Below are 19,164 nucleotides of genomic sequence, written 5' to 3' on the forward strand. Positions count from 1 at the left end.
GCTTGAATTAAGGCTTAGATTTCTGCACGCGGGTAGCGGCAAAATGTCAGGTCGCGGACAGTGATTTGGTTCATCTCGGGGCTTTCAAAAATCAGATCAAGCCAGACACGTTCAATGCGTTTTTCGTTAATCTCAGAATAGCCAAGGTCAAACTCGACCATCACTTCATCCTGCCCCAAAGGCAACTCCAACACCAGTTTCTCAGTGTTCGGGCCGTGTTTAATGTTCAGGCGAGCAAAGACCTCTAGCGGTTTTTCAACTTCGATAATCGCATTCAGCCGGATAATATGGCGGCGCTGCAACCCGACACTGGCCTCGCTCGGCGCATCCAGCACCAGCGACAGAAAACTACCGTCAAACTGGAATACATCCATGCGCAAACCGAACGGAGCCAAGTCCTGCTCGCGCGTATTGCGCACCTGCCGCAAGGTCAATTCGCTGATCTTACAGTCGTGAAACAACGTTACCTCGTCGCCTAGCACCGCTTTGCTCGGGACCGCTGACATACCCTTTTGCCCCAACGGCCCACGCCACAGCTGTGGACGCCACGACCATTCGGTGCCACCCGGGCGCGAGAATGCGTTTGCTCCTATACGCGGCAAGGCGAGGCGGCTGTCTGCAATATAGGTCAACTCATCAACTAAAGCGCGCAAACGACGGGCACGATGGCGTTGCTTGCGCAATACGTCAAGCGGCGCATGCGGTGCATTGCGCGCGGCAATTCCCCAGCGCACAAGCGCGCCCTTTTGCACCCAACGCCCGATCAAAGTGTTTAGCTTGCTCGCCATTGCGCAGTGTTACCTTTCAAACCGGCGGGCAACCCCGCCACACCGTTCTACCTGCCAAATTGTTTCTCAAAAGGAAACATCTGTAAAAATCTGTTGCTTATATCGCTGCATTCGCGCGCATCACCGCATTTACGGCCTGTCTTAGCAATGCCGACCCCGCAGCCTCCGAAAGTGGCGCTACCTCAAGGCCGCGCACTGCGATTGTCACCAGCCGCCCCGCCACATCGACAAAGGCGCGCCATTCTGCTTCCTGCATTCCGTCCGTCAAGGCAGGAGCCTGATCGATTAAATAAACCATCACCTGATCGCCATCACGTGACACGCTACGCGAGCGGATTGTAGCAGGGTCACCAATACGGCTTAAAACATTTGCGCCATCAGGGCCGTCGAGATACGCGGCAAAGGCGGCAGGGTCCTGCGAAACAATCGCACTGCCCGCCACCCCTACCTGCAAGGTGGCAATCGCTTGCACGCGCGGCGCTTGCCCAGCAACCCCCATCACTGCACAGGGTGCCATCAAGGCAAAGCCGGTTTTTGCATTGCTGGCGTTGGTGTCAACGCAATATCCGTCAGGACCGGCCGCCGTAAACGCACCCGCGAACATAGCCATGGTCGGCTTGCCCGCGGTTAGGTTCAACCCGCCCTCACATCCTGCAACGGCGAGGACCGCCGCTGCAACACTCATACGCCACAGCATAGCGATTACAGGTCCATATAGATGTGCCGTTCCAACTTCGCACCTGGATGTGTCGTTGCACCCAGACGCGCACCACCAACCAACTGGCTATATTTCCATAGCGCACCCGATGCATAGATCGTCTCGCGCGGGCCTTTCCACTCGGTTTTGCGTGTCGCGAGTTCGGCATCTGTCAGATCAACCGACAACTCACCCGTGATTGCATTCAGCGTGATCATATCGCCATCTTTCAACAGCGCAATCGGACCACCATGTGCAGCCTCTGGGCCAACGTGACCCACACAGAATCCACGTGTTGCGCCTGAAAAACGACCATCCGTGATCAAGGCCACTTTCTTGCCCATGCCCTGACCGGACAGTGCAGCAGTCGTGGAAAGCATTTCGCGCATACCCGGACCACCGGCGGGACCCTCATTGCGGATCACAAGCACTTCGCCCTCTTCATATTTACGCGCCTTCACCGCTTCGAACGCATCTTCTTCACATTCGAACACACGGGCAGGACCGCTGAACACTTGCTCTTCCGGCTTCATACCCGCGACTTTAACAATCGCGCCATCCGGGGCCAAGTTGCCCTTCAGGCCAACAACGCCGCCCGTTTTGGTGATCGGGGTCGACACAGGGTAGATCACGCGGCCATCAGCCTCGCCTTTGATCATGTCCAGCTCTTCGCCCATTTCCCGACCAGACGCAGTCATACAATCTTCGTGCATCAGACCAGCTTTGCGCAGTTCTTTCATCACAACAGGCACGCCGCCCGCTTCATAAAGATCCTTGGCGACATACTGACCACCCGGCTTCAAGTCGACAAAGTACGGCGTGTCTTTGAAAATATCGCAAACATCCGACAGATCAAAATCGATCCCTGCTTCATGGGCAATCGCAGGCAAGTGCAGACCCGCATTGGTCGATCCCCCCGTACAAGCAACCACACGCGCCGCATTTTCCAGCGATTTGCGTGTCACAACATCTCGGGCACGAATATTCTTGGCGATCAGGTTCATTACAGCCTCACCTGACGCCATACCATACTGATCACGGCTCTCATACGGCGCAGGCGCACCCGATGAATTCATCAACGCAAGGCCAATCGCTTCAGAGACACAAGCCATCGTGTTGGCCGTAAACTGACCGCCACAAGCACCCGCAGATGGACAGGCAACACGCTCCAAAATCTCAAGTGCTGCATCCGACAAGTCACCATTCTGGTGACGACCAACCGCCTCAAACATATCCTGCACAGTCAAATCACGGCCCAAGTATTCAGCAGGCACATCCGCGCCCGCATGCACACGGCCAGGCAAAATCGAACCCCCATAGATAAATACTGACGGTGTGTTCAAACGAACCATCGCCATCATCATACCCGGCAAGGATTTGTCGCAGCCAGCCAGACCCACAAGCGCATCATAGCAGTGACCGCGCATCGTCAATTCAACCGTATCAGCAATCGCCTCACGCGACGCCAAAGACGACCGCATGCCCTCGTGGCCCATCGCAATCCCGTCAGTAACGGTGATGGTGGTAAACTCGCGCGGCGTCCCCATCCCCTTCTTCACGCCCATCTTCACGGCCTGCGCCTGACGGTTCAGCGAAATATTGCAAGGGGCAGCTTCGTTCCAGCAAGTCGCAACACCAACCCACGGCTGATCAATCGCCTCTTGATCCAACCCCATCGCATAGAAATACGACCGGTGCGGCGCGCGGCTGGCACCTTCGGTAACATGGCGGCTAGGCAAATTTGACTTGTCAATCTTGGCATTAGACATGGTGCGATCCCTCTTAAAACAGTTGGCTCTGGTGTAAATAACGCAAGCCGCGCGCACAAGTCGAAACGCGGTTGCAAGCTCGTGCAACTCGGTCCAAAAACGCGCGATGAATGATCCCTACGCCCCAATGCGCGATTTTATGCGACCGGCACTGACAAATCCCGCCCTTGGGTCAGTCATGACGATCGTTGTCTTGATGGAAATCACGATAGTGTTGGGACCAGTCTTGCTGATGGCATTGCTGCCGCCCGACGCAGTGCGCGCCTTTGAAGCAGGCACCACACCCGCCGCCGTTATTGCACAGCTTTTAATATTCGCACTGTTCATTGCCGCCTTGGTGGTCATGGTGCGCAAATGGCACGGGCGCGGGTTCTGGTCGATGGTCGGCCCTGTCACTCCGACCATTACGCATTTCAAAACAGCCGCAATCGGCGTAGGCCTCGTGCTGCTCTTGCAAACGTTTCTACCACCCTGGATCAATCTCGCCGAAATCGAGACGGTGCGGCCGATAATCCCGTGGCTGGCATGGATCCCCGTTACAATCGGCGCACTCGTGATCCAGACCGGCATGGAAGAACTCTATTTCCGTGGCTACCTGCAACAACAATTAAACGCGATCTCGACCAAACCATGGGTCTGGATGGGGCTGCCGTCGCTGTTGTTCGGAGCAGGACATTACATGAGCGGCTACGGTCCCGCAGACGGAATCGTCTATGCCTTCTGGGCGACACTTCTGGGACTGGCCTGCGCCGATCTGACCGCACGCACGGGCAACATCGGCGCGGCCGTCGGACTGCACCTGTCCAATAATCTGTTTGCTTTTATACTGGTCGGCGTGACCGACTGGCCGTCAACAGGGCTTGCGCTGCTCCTTTATCCTTACGAAGACAGATCGCAATTCGACTACGCACTGCACACGCTTCTCGACCCTTGGATCGCGATCGAAGCCCTCATCGTGATCCTCTCGGTAGGCGTGCTCTGGCTGGCCGCACGCGTCGCGATCAAACGCTAAGGATACCCCTCCTATGAGGCACCCCGCTCTTGAAACCTTCATAGCCCCCGCCCGCGCTTATCCAGAGGTCTGGCGACTGATCGTGGGCTTCACTATGATGGCAGCAATCTATTATGCGACGATGCTCGCGATGCTGTTGCCAGCCGTGAGTTCCGGTGTCATCGGCAATGACTTTGCAATCGACACACGCGTTGGCATGGTCGTGCTGTTCCTCACCTTCGGGGGTGCTGCTGTCGGCGTCTGGGCCGCAGTCAAACTACTGCACAAACGCGCATTTGGCACGTTACTCGGGCCACTCGACGCGGTGCGCCACAACTTCATCAGCGCCGCCATAGTGATCCTGATCCTACAATCAACATGGATGTTGCTTGGCGCGCTCTTCCACGGATCAAGCCCGAACCAACCGTTAGGTACGGTCCTCGCCTTCCTACCACTCGCCGCATGTCTGGTGCTCTTGCAAACCGGTGCCGAAGAATTCGTGTTTCGCGGCTACCTCATGCAACAACTTGCCGCACGCTTCAAAAATCCGCTGATTTGGTTCGTACTGCCTCCCGTCGCATTCGGGCTGCTGCACTACAACACGACCATGTATGGCGGCATCGCTTGGGGCGTGGTCATAGGGATCACGCTCACAGGGCTGGCGTGGGCTGACCTGACACGGGTGACAGGTAACTTAGGCGCGGCCTGGGGCTGGCACTTCATGAACAACTTTCTGTTGTTCAATTTCCTGTCCCTCAAAGACAACATGAACGGCTTTGCATGGCGGACGTCAGCGCTCGATATCCGTGACATGGGCGGATTTGAAATATTTGGCGATATCGGCTTTACTATCGTTACATGGCTTATCCTCCGCCAGATTTTGCGGGCCTGATTGCATTTTGGGGCGTAGCGTCATATCTCAGGTCAAGTAACATCAGAGGTCGCCCATGAACTGGATTAGCAACTACGTCCGCCCCACCATTAACTCCTTGTTTTCACGGCGTGAAACCCCTGATAATCTGTGGACCAAATGCGACGAATGCGGCACCATGCTGTTTCACCGCGAACTGGCCGACAATCTGAATGTCTGCTCGAACTGCGATCACCACATGGCCATCGGCGCGCGCGCACGGCTGGCCTCGCTGTTTGACGGCGGCATTTCCAAAGACGTGAAAGTGCAGGAACCCGTGGCCGACCCATTACAATTCCGCGACCAAAAGAAATACAGCGACCGGATCAAAGACGCGCGCAAAAAGACCGGCGAGCGCGACGCAATGCTCGTCGCCGAAGGCGAGATGGGCCGCACTGGCGTTGTGATAGCGGTGCAGGATTTCTCGTTCATGGGCGGATCAATGTCGATGTATGTCGGCAACGCAATTATTGCAGCTGCTGAACGTGCTATTGAACTTGGCCGCCCGCTGATCTTGTTCTCTGCCGCTGGTGGTGCGCGTATGCAAGAAGGCATTCTTGGCCTTATGCAGATGCCCCGCACTACAATCGCCGTGCAGATGCTGAAGGAAGCAGGGCTGCCCTATATCGTGGTCCTGACCCACCCGACCACCGGCGGCGTCACGGCGTCCTACGCAATGCTTGGCGATGTGCAAATCGCTGAACCCAACGCGCTGATCGGTTTTGCAGGGGCGCGGGTCATCGAGCAAACCATCGGCGAAAAACTACCCGAGGGATTCCAGCGCGCAGAATACCTGCTCGACCACGGTATGCTGGACCGCGTCACAAAACGAACCGACCTCAAAGACGAACTCGTGACGATCGTGCGGCTCTTGACTAAGCAATCCCCGCCGATCAAAGGCGACCTGCCCGCATCAACACTGGATGTCGAGGCACCAAGCGACACGCCCGCATGATCGCAGTCGCTGCCCTGAGTGGCGTCGTCTGCGGGATCGCCATTGTCTTTATAATGCACCAAAACGGCATGCTCTCGGAACGCTCGGGCGCTGCCGTTTTGCTCGTTGCCATCGCCATTTTCTACCCTGTCTTTGCCTTTGCGGTCGCTGATCCGATGGCGATCTTGCTGCACAGCACTGTCTTCGCGGGCTTTGCCTTTCTGGCCACGCGGGCGTTCCACCTTGGGCTGCACCTGATCGCGGGCGGGCTGATCGCACACAGCATTTTTGACATCATTATCGGCGTTGTGCATATCACCGGCCCCGTCTGGTGGCCCGCTTTCTGCGCAGGCCTCGACTTCACCACAGGCATACTGATCCTGCGCCTGATCCAAATCGGAAAGATTCCCCAATGACAACCGGCTCTGACGCGATCCTTGCGCGCATGATGGCGCTGCACCCCAAAATGATCGACCTGACCCTAGGTCGCACCCAAACCCTTTTGGCAAAACTCGACCATCCAGAGCGCAAGTTACCACCCGTGATCCACATCGCTGGCACCAACGGCAAAGGCTCTACACAAGCAATGATCCGCGCAGGACTAGAAGCCTCAGGCGCCTCTGTTCACGCTTATACCTCGCCGCACCTCGCACGGTTCCACGAACGGATCAGGCTGGCAGGCACGCTCATTTCCGAAGCCGCCCTGACCGAAATCCTCGATCGCTGCTACACCACCAACGGCAGCGACCCGATGACTTATTTCGAGATCACAACCATCGCAGGTATCCTCGCCTTCGCCGAAACTCCCGCCGATTTCACCCTGCTCGAAGTCGGGCTTGGCGGGCGCTTGGATGCCACCAACGTGGTCGACAAACCTGCCGTCACGGTAATCACCCCAGTCGACCTCGACCACCAACAATTTCTCGGCGACACGCTCTCTGCTATCGCCGGCGAAAAGGCGGGCATCATCAAACGCGGCGTCCCCTGCGTGGTCGGCCCGCAACACGCGGAAAGCATGGAGGTGATCGAAGCCACCGCCGCCCGCCTCGGCGCACCGCTACATGCCTACGGGCAGCAATGGCAGGTTTCTGACGAACGTGGACGACTAGTCTATCAAGACGAAACCGGCCTGCTCGACCTACCACTTCCATCCCTGCCCGGCCCCCACCAGATCATGAACGCAGGTGCGGCCATCGCGACCCTGCGCCTGCTGAACCGCAATGAGGCCGCTTGCGAAGCCGCAGTCACCAGCGCCTACTGGCCCGCCCGCATGCAACATCTCAGAACCGGAAAGCTCGCTGACCTTGCCGCCCCCGCCGACCTCTGGCTTGACGGCGGACACAATCCTGCAGCTGGTCGTGCTCTCGCCGCGACCCTGCGCCAGCAACCACCACGTCCAACACACTTGATCTGCGGCATGCTCAATACCAAAGACATCAATGGATACCTCGCCCCCCTCGCGGAGGTCGCAGAAAGCCTCATCGCCGTGTCGATCCCGAACGAGGCCAACACACTCCCAGCCGTACAAACCGCCCAGGCAGCGCGCGCCGTTGGCCTCTCCGCCAGCACAGCAGACACAGTGCGCGACGCGATAATTACAATCAAAACACATACACCAAACGCGCGCATCCTGATCTGCGGATCGCTCTATCTCGCAGGCCACGTCCTGCGCGATAACGAATAGCAGACGTTGCCCAAGCTGAGAAAACCGCCAACAACACAAAAAATGAAAATATTACCAACAAACCGATCAAAATCATTGACGGCGAATCACTTATAGCGCAAATTCGCTGCTAACGCGCAAAGCCATAAAAAACAGGCTCATCGCTACGCCCTTGGCAGGGCGAGGGGACAGGCGCAAAGCCTGTCTTCTTGTTTTAGCCGGAACTGGCCGTCACATTGAAATCCGGTGGGTATCAGTCTTTGACTTACTATCTAAAATTGCACTAAATCTACTAAAAATAGGCAAAACAGCATCGTTATACTGCGGTCGGCACGATACCCAGCGGTACCAGAACTTGAGAAAGACATCATCATGCGCTTGGCGTTGGCATTCACAAGTCTGATCACCGCGACCACACCGCTGCCCATAGCAGCGCAAGATGTGCAAATCTTGGACGGACGCGCGCAGGTCGAGTTTTCCGTGAATGGTCGCGACTTTGTGATCACCCGTTCCCAAGATACCAGCGCCACGCTCATTGGTGAATTTGCCCGAACCAGTCGCCCCTGCCCCGAGTTTTGCATCCAACCCATGATCGCCAGCGTGGGAGTGACCCCGATTGCCGAACTTGAGCTACTTAATTTCCTTGAGACGGAAGTGGCGTCCGGCGCGGGGCTGCTTCTTGATGCACGCCTGCCCGATTGGTATGCAAATGGACATGTGCCGGGCGCCGTTAACGTGCCTTTCGCTGCTCTTGATGCACAAAACCCATATCAAGCCGACATTCTCGAAGCGCTGGGCGCGTTAAAAACCGATGCAGGGCTTGATTTCCCGGAAGCCAGCATCCTTGTTATTTATGATAACGGCGCATGGGACGATCAGGCGACACGGACGATCACCGACTTGATTACTGCGGGCTACCCCACATCCAAGATTCTGAATTATCGCGGCGGCATGGAAGACTGGCTGCACCTCGGCCTCTCCACCCTCCTCCCTTAAGAAAGCCGTTTGGTATGATCCGCTCTGTTGTTGCCTTATTTGTATTTGCCGTGTTCTTATGCGGCTACATTGTGTTGCGGCAAAACGACAACTCCCGACCGAACCGTATGGAAACAGCCGCCGTGACCCGCGCGCAAACCGACAGCAACCTTGGTCCCCTGCCTGACGCGCTTGGGACGTCTTTGGCCACGCTACCCGCCGCGCCACCAACCTACACACCCGTCGACATCACTGAAATGTCGCAAACCACCGCCAATGTGCTGGCAGGCTTGGGCGTGACCGTGGCGGCCCCTGCAGCACCAGAAAACACTGATCCGATGTTTGAAATGACCGCTGGCGTGCTGTCGAGCATCGGCGCGATCACAGGTAAAACCATCACCACAGGCGCAAAACCTGCCTCCCCGCAAAGCGCGCTGGAACTGCTGGTTTTGAAAGCCCTGCAAGCAGGCCAAAGCGATATTTACATCGATTCCATCGTGAACGAGGCCGCCGAGGCAGGCACCATCAACGTGCCGCAAGGACTAGCTACCTCCGACGGCAGAGTCGACACAAGCGTGTTGCTACACTCAATCATCACTCAGGCCCAAATCGCAGTGGGTGGTGCAGCACCCGCTGTGCCAGAAGTAGTATCCGGCGAAGGCACCAGCGTCGTGATCCGTACCATTCAAAACGCAACAGGCCCCACGGAAGAACGGATCTACACCGTGGGACGCGGCGACAGCCTTGGCTCGATCGCGATTAAATTCTACGGCAATGTCGATAAATCCGGCCTGATCTATGACATGAACCGCGCCGCCCTTGCCAACCCGAACGCAATTCAGGTCGGCCAGCAACTGGTTATTCCGGCGCTATAGCCCAATCATCGGCTTGCATTTCACGCAAGCGGCTGGCGGTTCGTTCAAATTCAAACGTGCCCTCGCCCTCGACATATAGCATCTCGGGCAGCGCCGCAGCCGAGCAAATCAACCGCACCTTCCCCTCGTATAGCGCATCAATCAGCGTCACAAACCGCTTGGCTTCATTGAAGTTCTGGCGCGAAAGCTGCGGTACATCCTCGATAATCAACACCCGCACGGCATCCGCCAGCGCCAGATAATCCGCAGCTCCCAACGGCGTGCCGCATAAATCAAAGAACCCGACGCGCCCGACCCCATTATGATAGCGCGGGATTACCACCTTGCGCCCTTTCACATGCAAGGTGAGCGGCGCAGATTCCCCGCCCGTCAGCTCCACCCAAACACGGTTAATTGCCGCGCGCGCGTCTGCGCCGATCGGGGCGAAATACGTTGGCGTTCCCGCCAAGCGACCCTGACGGTAATCCGTGGCACTCACCAACTCATGCACCACCAAACGGTCCTTGATCAGCTCAATAAACGGCACAAACAACGCACGGTTTAATCCGTCCTTATACAACGCATCCGGATGCCGGTTCGACGTGGTCACAATCACCACACCCGCAGCAAACAACGCCTCAAACAATCGCCCCACGATCATCGCATCGGTAATATCGGTAATCTGCATCTCGTCAAACGCCAGAAACCGCACGTCATCCGCCAGCTTTGCCGCAACCGGCGCAATCGCATCATCCACACCCAGCTTACGGGCGGCTTTCATCTCGCTATGCACCCATTGCATAAACGCATGAAAATGGCGGCGCTGCTTGGGCACGTCCACGGCCTCAAACAGCAGGTCCATCAACATGGATTTTCCGCGCCCGACCCCGCCCCACATATAAAGACCTTTGATCGGCGGCGGCGCTTTGCGAAACAAACCGCGCTTCACAGGCACAGCTAGTTCGGACCGCACACGCTCGAGTTCAGGCATCACAGCCACCTGCGCTGCATCCTCATGCAAGCGGCCTGTCGCCACAGCTTGCGCATATATCTCTTGCATCATCATGCGCCACCGATACCGCGACGCTATCGCCCGCGCAACCATCGCAAAGTGTGATGCCCACCTCACACCAGCACCCGTTGACAGCTTCGCAAATTTCACCGCAACTGCTGCAATGAAAAGCCAAACACCCCTCATGAATCCCGTCCTCATCGCAGGTTGCCTGATCATCATGACAGGGTTTTCGATCCGCGCGTCATTTGGCGTATTCCAAATCCCCATCGCCACAGAATACGGCTGGATGCGCTCCGAGTTCAGCCTCGCCATCGCGATCCAGAACCTCGCATGGGGGGTTGGCCAACCGATATTCGGGGCCATCGCAGACCGCATTGGCGACCGCAAAGCAATCATCGCAGGCGCACTGTTCTACGCTGCGGGCCTCCTCCTCTCCGCAGGGGCCACCACTCCCGAAGCACACCAGTTCTATGAAATACTCGTCGGCTTCGGCATCGCAGGCACAGGCTTCGGCGTGATCCTCGCGGTAGTCGGACGCGCCTCCTCAGACAGCAACCGCTCCATGTCCCTCGCCATCGCCACCGCCGCGGGCTCCGCAGGCCAAGTCTTCGGCGCACCGCTCGCTGAATACCTGCTAACATTCATGACCTGGCAGCAAACTTTCACTACCTTCGCCGCTATGATCCTTGCCGTCCTCATGGTCCTGCCGATGATGCGCAGTCCCGTCACCGCGTCCAAAACCGAACTCGCCGAAACCATGGGCGAAACCTTGAAACGGGCGTTCCGCGATCCGTCCTACACCCTAATTTTCCTCGGCTTCTTCTCGTGTGGCTACCAACTGGCATTCGTGACCGCTCACTTCCCCGCATTCGTTACCGAAATGTGCGGGCCAATCCTGACCGGCTCGCTACTGGCAAATATCGGCATCACCAGCACAAGCGCACTCGGTGCCATCGCCATCTCGCTCATTGGGCTGGCCAACATCGGTGGCACCCTTCTGGCTGGCTACCTCGGCAATCGGTATTCGAAAAAATACTTACTCGCAGGCATTTACACAGGACGGACCATCATCGCGACCGCCTTTATCCTAACCCCAATGACACCGCTCACAGTCGTGCTCTTCTCGATAGGAATGGGCAGCCTCTGGCTCGCCACAGTGCCACTTACATCAGGCCTCGTCGCCCATCTTTACGGCGTGCGGTACATGGGAACCCTCTATGGTATCGTGTTTTTCTCACATCAACTTGGCTCGTCCCTGGGCGTCTGGCTTGGTGGCGCACTTTACGACGCCTACGGCACATACACCCACGTCTGGTGGATCGGAATCGGCGTCGGCGCCTTCAGTGCCCTCGTGCATCTGCCCATCAAAGAAACCCGCCGCACCGCGCAACCGGCTTAGAAGTCGCCATTCAATTCCATTAAAACCGACCCGTTATATGCATAGCCAAAATCAATCCCCCCACGCAGCGCCCTGCGGCGCCTCCACAATTTCGCATCCGATTTTGTTATAGATCGCATTCGCCCGCTTGTTTTCGGAGTGAGTGCCCGTGGCGATCACAGGAGAACCTGCCACAACCAAAAGACACAGCCGTGTCGCAATGAACGCTGATCCATCCGCGAGATCAAAGGTAAGGCGCCGCAAAACGGCCTTGCGATGGCGTACATCGACATCGACCACTTCAAACAAATCAACTATGTTTACGGTCATCTTGCGGACGACCATATGCTGGTCTGTATCGCCTGACGCATCTCAGAATGTCTGCGAAAACGCTCTATCTCGCCAAATCAATGGGTCGCGACTGCTCGTCCTTGGTCGTTCGCGATCCGAAACGAGACACCGCCTATCGGGTGCGCAACATGGCGCCGACCGACGCCGCCAATTCCGCCGCATGGGTGTAGGGCAAGCCATGCCCCGCGCCTGCGATATCATCATGCTGCACCGCGCGGTTCCAGCGCGTCAGTGTTCCCATCGCCGCGAGCGGTATGGTTGTATCTTCGCGGCCCCAAATCGCCCACACTGGGATGTCATCGCGGCCCAGACTACGATGCGCAGCCTCCTGGGTCTGTGTTAATGCATGCCTCCGGCTCGACAAAACAGCAGGTAAAAACCCGCGCCGCGATAGCTGAAAGTCCTGCATTCCGGCAATACCCGCAGGCTTTTGCGACCCGCGCCGCATCCGTCCAGCGGCAAACATCCCATGCATCCAATCGCCCACAGCAGGCAAACGGCGACACAGGCGATCAAACCGTGACACATGTTCCTCAATACCTGCCGGTGCGACTAAAATTACCCGCGCTACACGGTCAGGGTGTGCCGCACTGTAAGCGGCCGCAATACTGCCCCCCATCGAATATCCCATTAACGTGATATTCTCGGTTACCTTTTGATCCGACAAAAGATCGCTCAGCTGTTGGTTGAAAAAAGCAATGCTCTGCGCCCCAACCGGCGCATCAGAAAACCCGCGTCCATACAGATCATATCGCAAGACCCGAAACCCGAGCGCCGTTAGCTCAGGTGTAATACCATCCCACACAATCTGCGGCGTGGTCAGCCCATGTATCATTACGATAACCGGCCCGCGCACGCCTCCCGCCCACCGAAAATGCGTTTTTCCCTGCGATAATTGCGCAAACTGCCCCTCCGCCTGTTTAAGCAATTCCGGCGTTATCTCATGGCGCCGCTGCTCGATCACCCTCGGCAAAACCGCCACTCCGACAGCAAAAACCAGCGCCATCACAATTGCAGCAATCAACATGCCGCACGCCATGCATCCAGAATATAACGGCTCGTCATCAGATCCAGATGCGCGCCGCCGCCATTCTTAAAAAGGGTGATGTCATCATCGGATTTCCGCGAAAACGCGGCCAGAGCGTAATAATCCGCGAGCACGTGCGATGCGTCAAACACCCCCTGCGCTATCGGAATTTTCAGTTCGCCAATATGGCCAACAGTGGTGTGCATGTTGTCTACAAAAACCCGTGCACGCAACAACGCTTCATCATCAACCTCCCGCATGTCGGGCCGGTAGGCCCCAATTAAATCAACGTGTTGACCGGGTTGCAACCACGCACCCTTAATCACTGGCTCGGTCGACATGGTGGCACTGGTGATAATGTCGGCAGCGCGGACAGCGGTCTCCAGATCATCCGCTATCTGCACATCAGGCAGATCATCCACAAACGCACGCGCCCCCTCTGGCGAGCGATTCCAAACCGTAAATGTCGCCTCAGGAAACGCAGCGCCGTAAGCCGCGTATAACGACCGCCCAACCGTTCCAGCCCCCACAATCAAAATGTTCCGACTGTCGGGCCGCGCCAACCGCCGCGCCGCAAGCAGACTGTCGCCAGCCGTCTTCCACTTGGTCACCAAATGGAAATCCAAGATGGCTGCCAAAGACCCGTCCTTATCGGAAAACAGGTTAACCGCACCATTCACCATCGGCTTGGCAGCCACACGATTGGCTGGAAAGATCGTGGCGCATTTTACCAACAAGCCCATCCCCTTGATCCACGCAGACCGGTTCAACAGCGTATTATCGTCGCGATATAAAAACACGTCCTCAACTTGCGCCTTCGGCAACAAATGCCCAGCCGCCAACGCATCGGTCAACGCAAGCCAGTCAAGCCCCCGCTCGCCTTCTTCAAACGTAATCATCACAGTCATGCGGCGGCCTCCTCGCTCAATAACCCATGCCCAACCAGACATGCGGCCCAGCCCTCTGGCCCCTCAAATAAATGCGTTTGCCAGCCACGTGCAAGCGCCGCATTGATATTATCAATCCGGTCATCCGCAAACAATAGTCCCGCTGGGTCGACACCGCATCCAGCCTCCAATGCCGCATAAATCGCCGCATCCGGCTTGATCAGCCCCATATGCCCCGAAATATACCGTTGATCGAAATCACTCAAAAACGGATAAACCTTTTCGGCAATCTCAAACGTCTGGATCCCGAAATTCGACAGCGCAAAGACCGGCACACCCGCCGCGCGCAAATTGCGCAAAATCCGCACAGACTGCAGGATAACAGGGGCGGCGATCTCGATCCAGTTATCATGCCACATCATTACCTCGGCCCGCCAATCGGGGTGCGCCTCCGCTGCGGCATAAATCAAATCACGGAAATTACCGCCACGATCCACTTCGTCATTGATGCCATGCAAATCAATCGCCGCAAACATCTCGCGACGTTGCACCTCGCCAATCCGCGCATCATAAAACCGCTCAGGTTGCCACTCGAACAACACATTCCCGATATCAAAAACCACTGCTTGAACTGTCATATCCGTTCCTTTTTATCTCCGCACACGCGGGGTCTGCACGGGGCTAGCAGTCTCTGGCTGCGCCTCGCGCCAAAGTGTAAACAGCCCCGACCCGAGGATAAAGAGAATACCAACAAACGCCACCGCATCGGGCCATTCATCAAAGATCAAGACACCCAACAATACCGATAGCGGCAAGGCGATATATTCCAATGGCGCAATCACGGCGGCAGGAGCCACCCGGTACGCCTGGCTAATTAAAAACCCGCCGACCCCCGACCCTATCCCCAGCAATATCAACAAAAGCGTATCGGTCGGTGCAGGCCAAACCCAAGCGCGAAACAGAAATTCCAGTGACGGATCACTCTGATCGGCAAACTGCCCTGCGCCAAACATCAGACCCATCGCAGCACTGACCACAATAAACGTGATCTGAATGTAAAACGCCATTGTCGCGGCGCTTTCCGTGCGCCCGATCAGTCGAGTCATCATATGCAAACCCGCATAGCAAACGGCGGCAATCAAGGGCAGAAACGACGCCACACGAAATGTCTCTGTACCCGGTCGCATCATAATAATCACGCCGACAAACCCGACAAAGATCGCAATCCACCTGCGCGGCCCGACCTTTTCCCCTAAGAAAATCATCGAAAACATCGTGATCAATATCGGGCTGATAAAGAATATTGCAACGGCTTCGGCTAGTGGCATCGCCGCCAATCCAAGGAAAAACGTCATGTTTGCCATGACCACAAGCAACCCGCGCAGCATGTGCATAGGCAATCGCCTTGTGCGAATAATCGCTAGACCATCGGTCAGCGGAGCGATGATCGCAACTACAATCAACAGCCCTAGCAACGAGCGGATGAGCACCACTTCGTGCAACGCATAACCCCCGCTCAGAAACTTGATCGCAGCGTCATTTCCTGAAAACAACATCACTGCCACTAACGCCGAAATCGCGCCCAAACGGGTGGCACTCATACCCTTAAACATTACCTAGCCCCTTTGCACCGCAGCCCTGACCGCCCGCTCTAACGCATCCAAAAACCGCGACCTGTCCGCCTTGGAAAACGGCTTACCACCGCCCTGCCGAAACGGATCAGCCGCACGCATATCCGTCATCAAATCACGCGTTGCCAGCACGTTGCCAATGTTGGTTGTCGTCAGCGGCTCGCCATTATGTTTAAGTACCTGCGCTCCTGCCTCTATGCATTTGGCTGCGAGCGGAATATCTCCCGTGATCACCACATCCGCAGGGCCGACCCGCTCGGCAATCCACATATCCGCTACATCAGGCCCGTCAGATACCACAACCGTTTCGACCAACGGGTTCTGCGAGGGCCTGATCCCGCCATTCGACACTACAAACATGCGGAGCTTATGGCGCGTGCCAACCCGCTCCACCTCGTCCTTTACAGGGCAAGCATCTGCATCCACATAGATCACGAATAGAGCGCCTCTGCATGGAACGCGATGTGATCCTCGATGAAGGTCGCGATAAAGAAGTACGAGTGATCATAACCTTTTTGCATGCGGATCGTGCCCTCTTGGCAAACTTCGGTGAACGCCGCTGCAAAGGCCGAAGTGCCTAACAATTCCGCAAACTGATCGTCGGTGCCGGTATCAATCAGAACCGGCCCGTCAAATCCGCCTCCCTGCATCAATAGCGTCGCGTCATGTGCATCCCAACCGGCCTTATCACCCAGATACGCGGTAAATTGTTTCTGGCCCCAATCAGATTGCGTCGGATTACAAATCGGCGCAAAGGCTGACACAGACCGGAACCGGTCTGGCAATGACATTGCAAGTGTCAAGGCGCCATGCCCGCCCATCGAATGACCTGTGATCGCCTGGCGGTCCATATCGACCGGAAAATTTTCGGCCAAGAGCGCAGGCAGCTCCTCGGATATATAGGTCCACATTTTAAAATGTTTATCCCAAGGGGCCTGCACCGCATCAACGTAAAATCCAGCACCCTGCCCCATGTCAAAGTCATCATCATTTGGCACATCGTGACCGCGCGGCGAGGTATCGGGAAACACCAGTGCGATGCCCTGTTCGGAAGCCCACGCCTGCGCGCCTGCCTTGACCATCGCGTTCTCGTGGGTGCAAGTCAGACCCGACAAAAACCACAACACCGGCACAGGGCCGTGCTGCGCCTCCTCGGGCATAAACACCGCAAACGTCATATCGCAATTACAGGCGCTTGAAGTATGCGCATACACGCCCTGCGTGCCGCCAAAACTACGGTTCTCGGAAATAGTTTTCATTAGCTTAATCCCTTGTCAGTTGCACATGGAGTGGAAGGTCGGCTACTTTTGACCCAATGGAAACCCGTTCCTTGAATCCAAGCTCCTTTCGCATCAAGCAATTCTTACCCAAATGTCAAGAAATAGTGACCTATAAAGAGTTGCTGTGCTCGCGTAAATTCTGACACGTTGCTAAGGTTAATCCCATGGTGAGATAAACAATCTGAAGTTAAGCAACTAAATGCCCATTCGCCAACTTTCATGGCCCGAATTGGGACTTCGAGAAAGGTGGCGGTTGGCCGTAGAAACCAACTACTGGTGTAGTAAGTAATACCGACACCCCCATGCAACACAACTTTCTGTATCTCGGACCGATGTGGATTGGTACGGCCGCAAGGTGCAGGCATGGCGGTTTTCTCGAATAGATTGGACGGCATAGGGCGCGTGGCGCCTCACTCATAGCTTGTGGGCACACCACCGGTAACTTTAGTATCAAAGGGCTCTGTTATGGTGGTGGCGTAGAAAATGCGGCGGCGGTTGCTTATCTAGAAGTGAAATCGGCGGTGCCGTACTACGGGCGTCAGGCGGATACTGCCGATGCGCCAAAAATCCAAGCGCTGCTTTTGTTGCATTATGGCGCATTGGATACCCGCGTGAACAAGGGGTGGCCTGATTACGAGGCTGCACTAAAAACAAACAACAAGACTTACGAATCGTATACTTAAGACGGCGCGCATCACGGGTTTCATAATGACAGCACGCCACGATACGATGAAGCGATGGCGGAGTTGTTGTGGGAACGGGCCTTGGCCCATTTCCGAAAATATCTAGTATAGAGACTGTAGGGTGCGCGTTTATGCGCACCACACTTAGGTATTAAACAAGAAATGCATCACATCGCCGTCTTTGACGATGTAGGTTTTACCTTCGGCTTTCATTTTGCCCGCTTCTTTCGCGCCTTGCTCGCCACCAAGGGTCACAAAATCGTTGTAACCGATAGTTTCTGCGCGGATGAAGCCACGCTCGAAATCGCCGTGGATCACGCCTGCGGCCTGAGGGGCTGATGTGCCTGCTTTGATCGTCCAGGCGCGGGCTTCTTTTGGCCCTACGGTGAAGTAGGTTTGCAAGTGAAGCAATTCGTAGCCTGCGCGGATCAGGCGGTCGAGGCCGGGTTCTTCCAAACCCATTTCGCCGAGGAACATCTCGGCTTCCTCAGTATCAAGCTGGCTGATTTCTTCCTCGATGCGCGCCGAGATTACAACGTGAGAGTTGCCTTGTTTAGCGGCCATTTCGCCGACCAGTTCGGATTGTTTATTGCCTTTTCCTGCGCTGTCTTCTTCGACGTTACAGACATAAAGCACGGGCTTGGAGGTCAGCAATTGCAGCATTTTCCACTGTTTTGTATCGTCTGCATCAACGGCGATTGTACGGGCCGGCTGGCCTTCATTCAGGGCGGCGAGTGCTGCCTTAAGCAGACGTTCTTGGTCGGCTGCGTCTTTGTCGCCGCTGCGCACTTTGCGGCCTAAGCCCGCGAGGCGTTTCTCGATGGATTCCATATCGGCGAGCATAAGTTCGGTCTCGATGACTTCGGCGTCTTGCACGGGGTCCACGCGGCCCTCGACATGGGTGATGTCGTCGTCTTCAAAGCAGCGCACAACATGGGCAATCGCGTCGCATTCGCGGATATTGGCGAGGAACTGGTTACCCAATCCTTCGCCTTTGGACGCGCCTTTGACGAGACCTGCGATGTCGACGAAGGTCATGCGTGTGGGAATGATGTTCTTCGAGCCTGCAATTTGGGCAAGTTTATCGAGGCGTACGTCAGGCACAGCGACGTCGCCCACGTTGGGTTCAATGGTGCAGAAAGGAAAGTTTGCGGCCTGAGCTGCGGCTGTTTTGGTCAGCGCGTTGAACAGTGTTGATTTGCCGACATTTGGCAGACCTACGATACCCATTTTGAAACCCATGACGCACTCTCCTATTTGGTTGGCGGCACTATTAGGCGGCATGGGCGTTTGACGCAATGGGGCATTGATTTATCGCGGATCTTAGCGCA

At 56.2% G+C, this 19,164-nt stretch carries 21 protein-coding genes and 1 pseudogene; 10 read left to right on the forward strand and 12 right to left on the reverse strand.

Going from position 1 to position 19,164, the window contains the following annotated elements; all coding sequences use genetic code 11:
- Positions 1-14: 14 nt before the first annotated feature.
- The 3 genes from ACXLHR_RS11430 to ilvD form a co-directional block, all read right to left on the reverse strand.
- Entirely contained in the window at positions 15-788 is a 774-nt protein-coding gene (locus tag ACXLHR_RS11430; protein WP_458791561.1) for a DUF6478 family protein, read from the reverse strand.
- 97 nt (positions 789-885) lie between these two features.
- Positions 886-1,485, reverse strand: a complete 600-nt coding sequence (locus tag ACXLHR_RS11435) for a hypothetical protein (RefSeq protein WP_458791562.1) — start codon at positions 1,483-1,485, stop codon at positions 886-888.
- 5 nt (positions 1,486-1,490) lie between these two features.
- Positions 1,491-3,254, reverse strand: coding sequence for a dihydroxy-acid dehydratase (ilvD, locus tag ACXLHR_RS11440; protein ID WP_458791563.1), 1,764 nt, complete (start codon positions 3,252-3,254; stop codon positions 1,491-1,493).
- A 127-nt stretch (positions 3,255-3,381) separates the two neighbouring features.
- Between ilvD and ACXLHR_RS11445 the strand changes: the two genes are divergently transcribed.
- The 7 genes from ACXLHR_RS11445 (at position 3,382) to ACXLHR_RS11475 (ending at position 9,602) form a co-directional block, all read left to right on the forward strand.
- On the forward strand, positions 3,382-4,266 hold the full coding sequence (locus tag ACXLHR_RS11445) for a lysostaphin resistance A-like protein (RefSeq protein ID WP_458791564.1): 885 nt from the start codon (positions 3,382-3,384) through the stop codon (positions 4,264-4,266).
- 13 nt (positions 4,267-4,279) lie between these two features.
- Positions 4,280-5,137 (forward strand): CPBP family intramembrane glutamic endopeptidase, encoded by an 858-nt coding sequence (locus ACXLHR_RS11450; RefSeq protein ID WP_458791565.1) that lies wholly within the window; start codon positions 4,280-4,282, stop codon positions 5,135-5,137.
- 55 nt (positions 5,138-5,192) lie between these two features.
- The gene (gene accD, locus ACXLHR_RS11455; protein ID WP_458791566.1) at positions 5,193-6,110 is read left to right on the forward strand and encodes an acetyl-CoA carboxylase, carboxyltransferase subunit beta; all 918 of its coding nucleotides are present in this window, start codon (positions 5,193-5,195) and stop codon (positions 6,108-6,110) included.
- Positions 6,107-6,505, forward strand: coding sequence for a hypothetical protein (locus ACXLHR_RS11460; protein WP_458791567.1), 399 nt, complete (start codon positions 6,107-6,109; stop codon positions 6,503-6,505). Before accD ends, ACXLHR_RS11460 begins: the two co-directional genes overlap by 4 nt.
- Positions 6,502-7,773 carry a bifunctional folylpolyglutamate synthase/dihydrofolate synthase gene (locus ACXLHR_RS11465; RefSeq protein ID WP_458791568.1) on the forward strand — a complete coding sequence of 424 codons (1,272 nt, stop codon included), beginning with the start codon at positions 6,502-6,504 and terminating at the stop codon, positions 7,771-7,773. Before ACXLHR_RS11460 ends, ACXLHR_RS11465 begins: the two co-directional genes overlap by 4 nt.
- A gap of 351 nt (positions 7,774-8,124) precedes the next feature.
- Positions 8,125-8,748: a rhodanese-like domain-containing protein gene (locus ACXLHR_RS11470; protein WP_458791569.1), complete on the forward strand. Its 624-nt coding sequence runs from the start codon at positions 8,125-8,127 to the stop codon at positions 8,746-8,748.
- Positions 8,749-8,762: 14 nt separating this feature from the next.
- Complete coding sequence (locus ACXLHR_RS11475) at positions 8,763-9,602, forward strand: LysM peptidoglycan-binding domain-containing protein (RefSeq protein ID WP_458791570.1); 840 nt, start codon at positions 8,763-8,765, stop codon at positions 9,600-9,602.
- Here ACXLHR_RS11475 and zapE read toward each other — a convergent pair.
- Positions 9,586-10,647 (reverse strand): cell division protein ZapE, encoded by a 1,062-nt coding sequence (gene zapE, locus ACXLHR_RS11480; protein WP_458792532.1) that lies wholly within the window; start codon positions 10,645-10,647, stop codon positions 9,586-9,588. The genes ACXLHR_RS11475 and zapE overlap by 17 nt on opposite strands.
- Positions 10,648-10,756: 109 nt before the next feature.
- On the opposite strand from zapE, the gene ACXLHR_RS11485 reads away from it, so the two are divergent.
- Complete coding sequence (locus tag ACXLHR_RS11485) at positions 10,757-11,995, forward strand: MFS transporter (RefSeq protein WP_458791571.1); 1,239 nt, start codon at positions 10,757-10,759, stop codon at positions 11,993-11,995.
- Between the two features lie 51 nt (positions 11,996-12,046).
- Here the strand turns inward: ACXLHR_RS11485 and ACXLHR_RS11490 are convergent, their stop codons facing one another.
- Positions 12,047-12,238, reverse strand: coding sequence for a hypothetical protein (locus ACXLHR_RS11490; RefSeq protein ID WP_458791572.1), 192 nt, complete (start codon positions 12,236-12,238; stop codon positions 12,047-12,049).
- A gap of 12 nt (positions 12,239-12,250) precedes the next feature.
- Here ACXLHR_RS11490 and ACXLHR_RS11495 point away from each other — a divergent pair, with 12 nt between their 5' ends.
- A complete protein-coding gene (locus ACXLHR_RS11495) occupies positions 12,251-12,340 on the forward strand; it encodes a diguanylate cyclase domain-containing protein (protein ID WP_458791573.1) in 90 nt (29 codons plus the stop codon).
- Between the two features lie 97 nt (positions 12,341-12,437).
- Here ACXLHR_RS11495 and ACXLHR_RS11500 read toward each other — a convergent pair whose 3' ends face one another.
- From ACXLHR_RS11500 to fghA, 6 genes are read right to left on the reverse strand one after another with little or no spacing between them, the layout of a single operon-like run.
- Positions 12,438-13,352, reverse strand: coding sequence for an alpha/beta fold hydrolase (locus ACXLHR_RS11500; RefSeq protein ID WP_458791574.1), 915 nt, complete (start codon positions 13,350-13,352; stop codon positions 12,438-12,440).
- Entirely contained in the window at positions 13,346-14,260 is a 915-nt protein-coding gene (locus tag ACXLHR_RS11505; protein WP_458791575.1) for an ornithine cyclodeaminase family protein, read from the reverse strand. Before ACXLHR_RS11505 ends, ACXLHR_RS11500 begins: the two co-directional genes overlap by 7 nt.
- The gene (locus ACXLHR_RS11510; RefSeq protein WP_458791576.1) at positions 14,257-14,877 is read right to left on the reverse strand and encodes an HAD family hydrolase; all 621 of its coding nucleotides are present in this window, start codon (positions 14,875-14,877) and stop codon (positions 14,257-14,259) included. Before ACXLHR_RS11510 ends, ACXLHR_RS11505 begins: the two co-directional genes overlap by 4 nt.
- A 12-nt stretch (positions 14,878-14,889) precedes the next feature.
- Positions 14,890-15,852, reverse strand: coding sequence for a DMT family transporter (locus tag ACXLHR_RS11515; RefSeq protein ID WP_458791577.1), 963 nt, complete (start codon positions 15,850-15,852; stop codon positions 14,890-14,892).
- A gap of 3 nt (positions 15,853-15,855) precedes the next feature.
- Entirely contained in the window at positions 15,856-16,305 is a 450-nt protein-coding gene (locus tag ACXLHR_RS11520; RefSeq protein ID WP_458791578.1) for a YaiI/YqxD family protein, read from the reverse strand.
- Complete coding sequence (fghA, locus tag ACXLHR_RS11525; protein ID WP_458791579.1) at positions 16,302-17,129, reverse strand: S-formylglutathione hydrolase; 828 nt, start codon at positions 17,127-17,129, stop codon at positions 16,302-16,304. Before fghA ends, ACXLHR_RS11520 begins: the two co-directional genes overlap by 4 nt.
- A gap of 437 nt (positions 17,130-17,566) precedes the next feature.
- Here fghA and ACXLHR_RS11530 point away from each other — a divergent pair.
- Positions 17,567-17,944, forward strand: a pseudogene (locus ACXLHR_RS11530) (dienelactone hydrolase family protein).
- A gap of 33 nt (positions 17,945-17,977) precedes the next feature.
- Here the strand turns inward: ACXLHR_RS11530 and ychF are convergent.
- On the reverse strand, positions 17,978-19,075 hold the full coding sequence (gene ychF / locus ACXLHR_RS11535; protein ID WP_458791580.1) for a redox-regulated ATPase YchF: 1,098 nt from the start codon (positions 19,073-19,075) through the stop codon (positions 17,978-17,980).
- Positions 19,076-19,164 lie beyond the last annotated feature (89 nt).

This window comes from Yoonia sp. MH D7 (genome assembly GCF_054439475.1).

Bases quoted from the DNA above. Each gene is read 5' to 3' on its own strand.
- accD (WP_458791566.1), top strand. From the start codon at position 5,193: ATGAACTGGATTAGCAACTACGTCCGCCCCACCATTAACTCCTTGTTT.
- ACXLHR_RS11515 (WP_458791577.1), bottom strand. From the start codon at position 15,852: ATGTTTAAGGGTATGAGTGCCACCCGTTTGGGCGCGATTTCGGCGTTA.
- ACXLHR_RS11510 (WP_458791576.1), bottom strand. From the start codon at position 14,877: ATGACAGTTCAAGCAGTGGTTTTTGATATCGGGAATGTGTTGTTCGAG.
- zapE (WP_458792532.1), bottom strand. From the start codon at position 10,647: ATGATGATGCAAGAGATATATGCGCAAGCTGTGGCGACAGGCCGCTTG.
- fghA (WP_458791579.1), bottom strand. From the start codon at position 17,129: ATGAAAACTATTTCCGAGAACCGTAGTTTTGGCGGCACGCAGGGCGTG.
- ACXLHR_RS11435 (WP_458791562.1), bottom strand. From the start codon at position 1,485: ATGCTGTGGCGTATGAGTGTTGCAGCGGCGGTCCTCGCCGTTGCAGGA.
- ACXLHR_RS11465 (WP_458791568.1), top strand. From the start codon at position 6,502: ATGACAACCGGCTCTGACGCGATCCTTGCGCGCATGATGGCGCTGCAC.
- ACXLHR_RS11460 (WP_458791567.1), top strand. From the start codon at position 6,107: ATGATCGCAGTCGCTGCCCTGAGTGGCGTCGTCTGCGGGATCGCCATT.
- ychF (WP_458791580.1), bottom strand. From the start codon at position 19,075: ATGGGTTTCAAAATGGGTATCGTAGGTCTGCCAAATGTCGGCAAATCA.
- ACXLHR_RS11495 (WP_458791573.1), top strand. From the start codon at position 12,251: ATGGCGTACATCGACATCGACCACTTCAAACAAATCAACTATGTTTAC.
- ACXLHR_RS11500 (WP_458791574.1), bottom strand. From the start codon at position 13,352: ATGTTGATTGCTGCAATTGTGATGGCGCTGGTTTTTGCTGTCGGAGTG.
- ilvD (WP_458791563.1), bottom strand. From the start codon at position 3,254: ATGTCTAATGCCAAGATTGACAAGTCAAATTTGCCTAGCCGCCATGTT.
- ACXLHR_RS11445 (WP_458791564.1), top strand. From the start codon at position 3,382: ATGCGCGATTTTATGCGACCGGCACTGACAAATCCCGCCCTTGGGTCA.
- ACXLHR_RS11430 (WP_458791561.1), bottom strand. From the start codon at position 788: ATGGCGAGCAAGCTAAACACTTTGATCGGGCGTTGGGTGCAAAAGGGC.
- ACXLHR_RS11475 (WP_458791570.1), top strand. From the start codon at position 8,763: ATGATCCGCTCTGTTGTTGCCTTATTTGTATTTGCCGTGTTCTTATGC.
- ACXLHR_RS11470 (WP_458791569.1), top strand. From the start codon at position 8,125: ATGCGCTTGGCGTTGGCATTCACAAGTCTGATCACCGCGACCACACCG.
- ACXLHR_RS11450 (WP_458791565.1), top strand. From the start codon at position 4,280: ATGAGGCACCCCGCTCTTGAAACCTTCATAGCCCCCGCCCGCGCTTAT.
- ACXLHR_RS11505 (WP_458791575.1), bottom strand. From the start codon at position 14,260: ATGACTGTGATGATTACGTTTGAAGAAGGCGAGCGGGGGCTTGACTGG.
- ACXLHR_RS11485 (WP_458791571.1), top strand. From the start codon at position 10,757: ATGAAAAGCCAAACACCCCTCATGAATCCCGTCCTCATCGCAGGTTGC.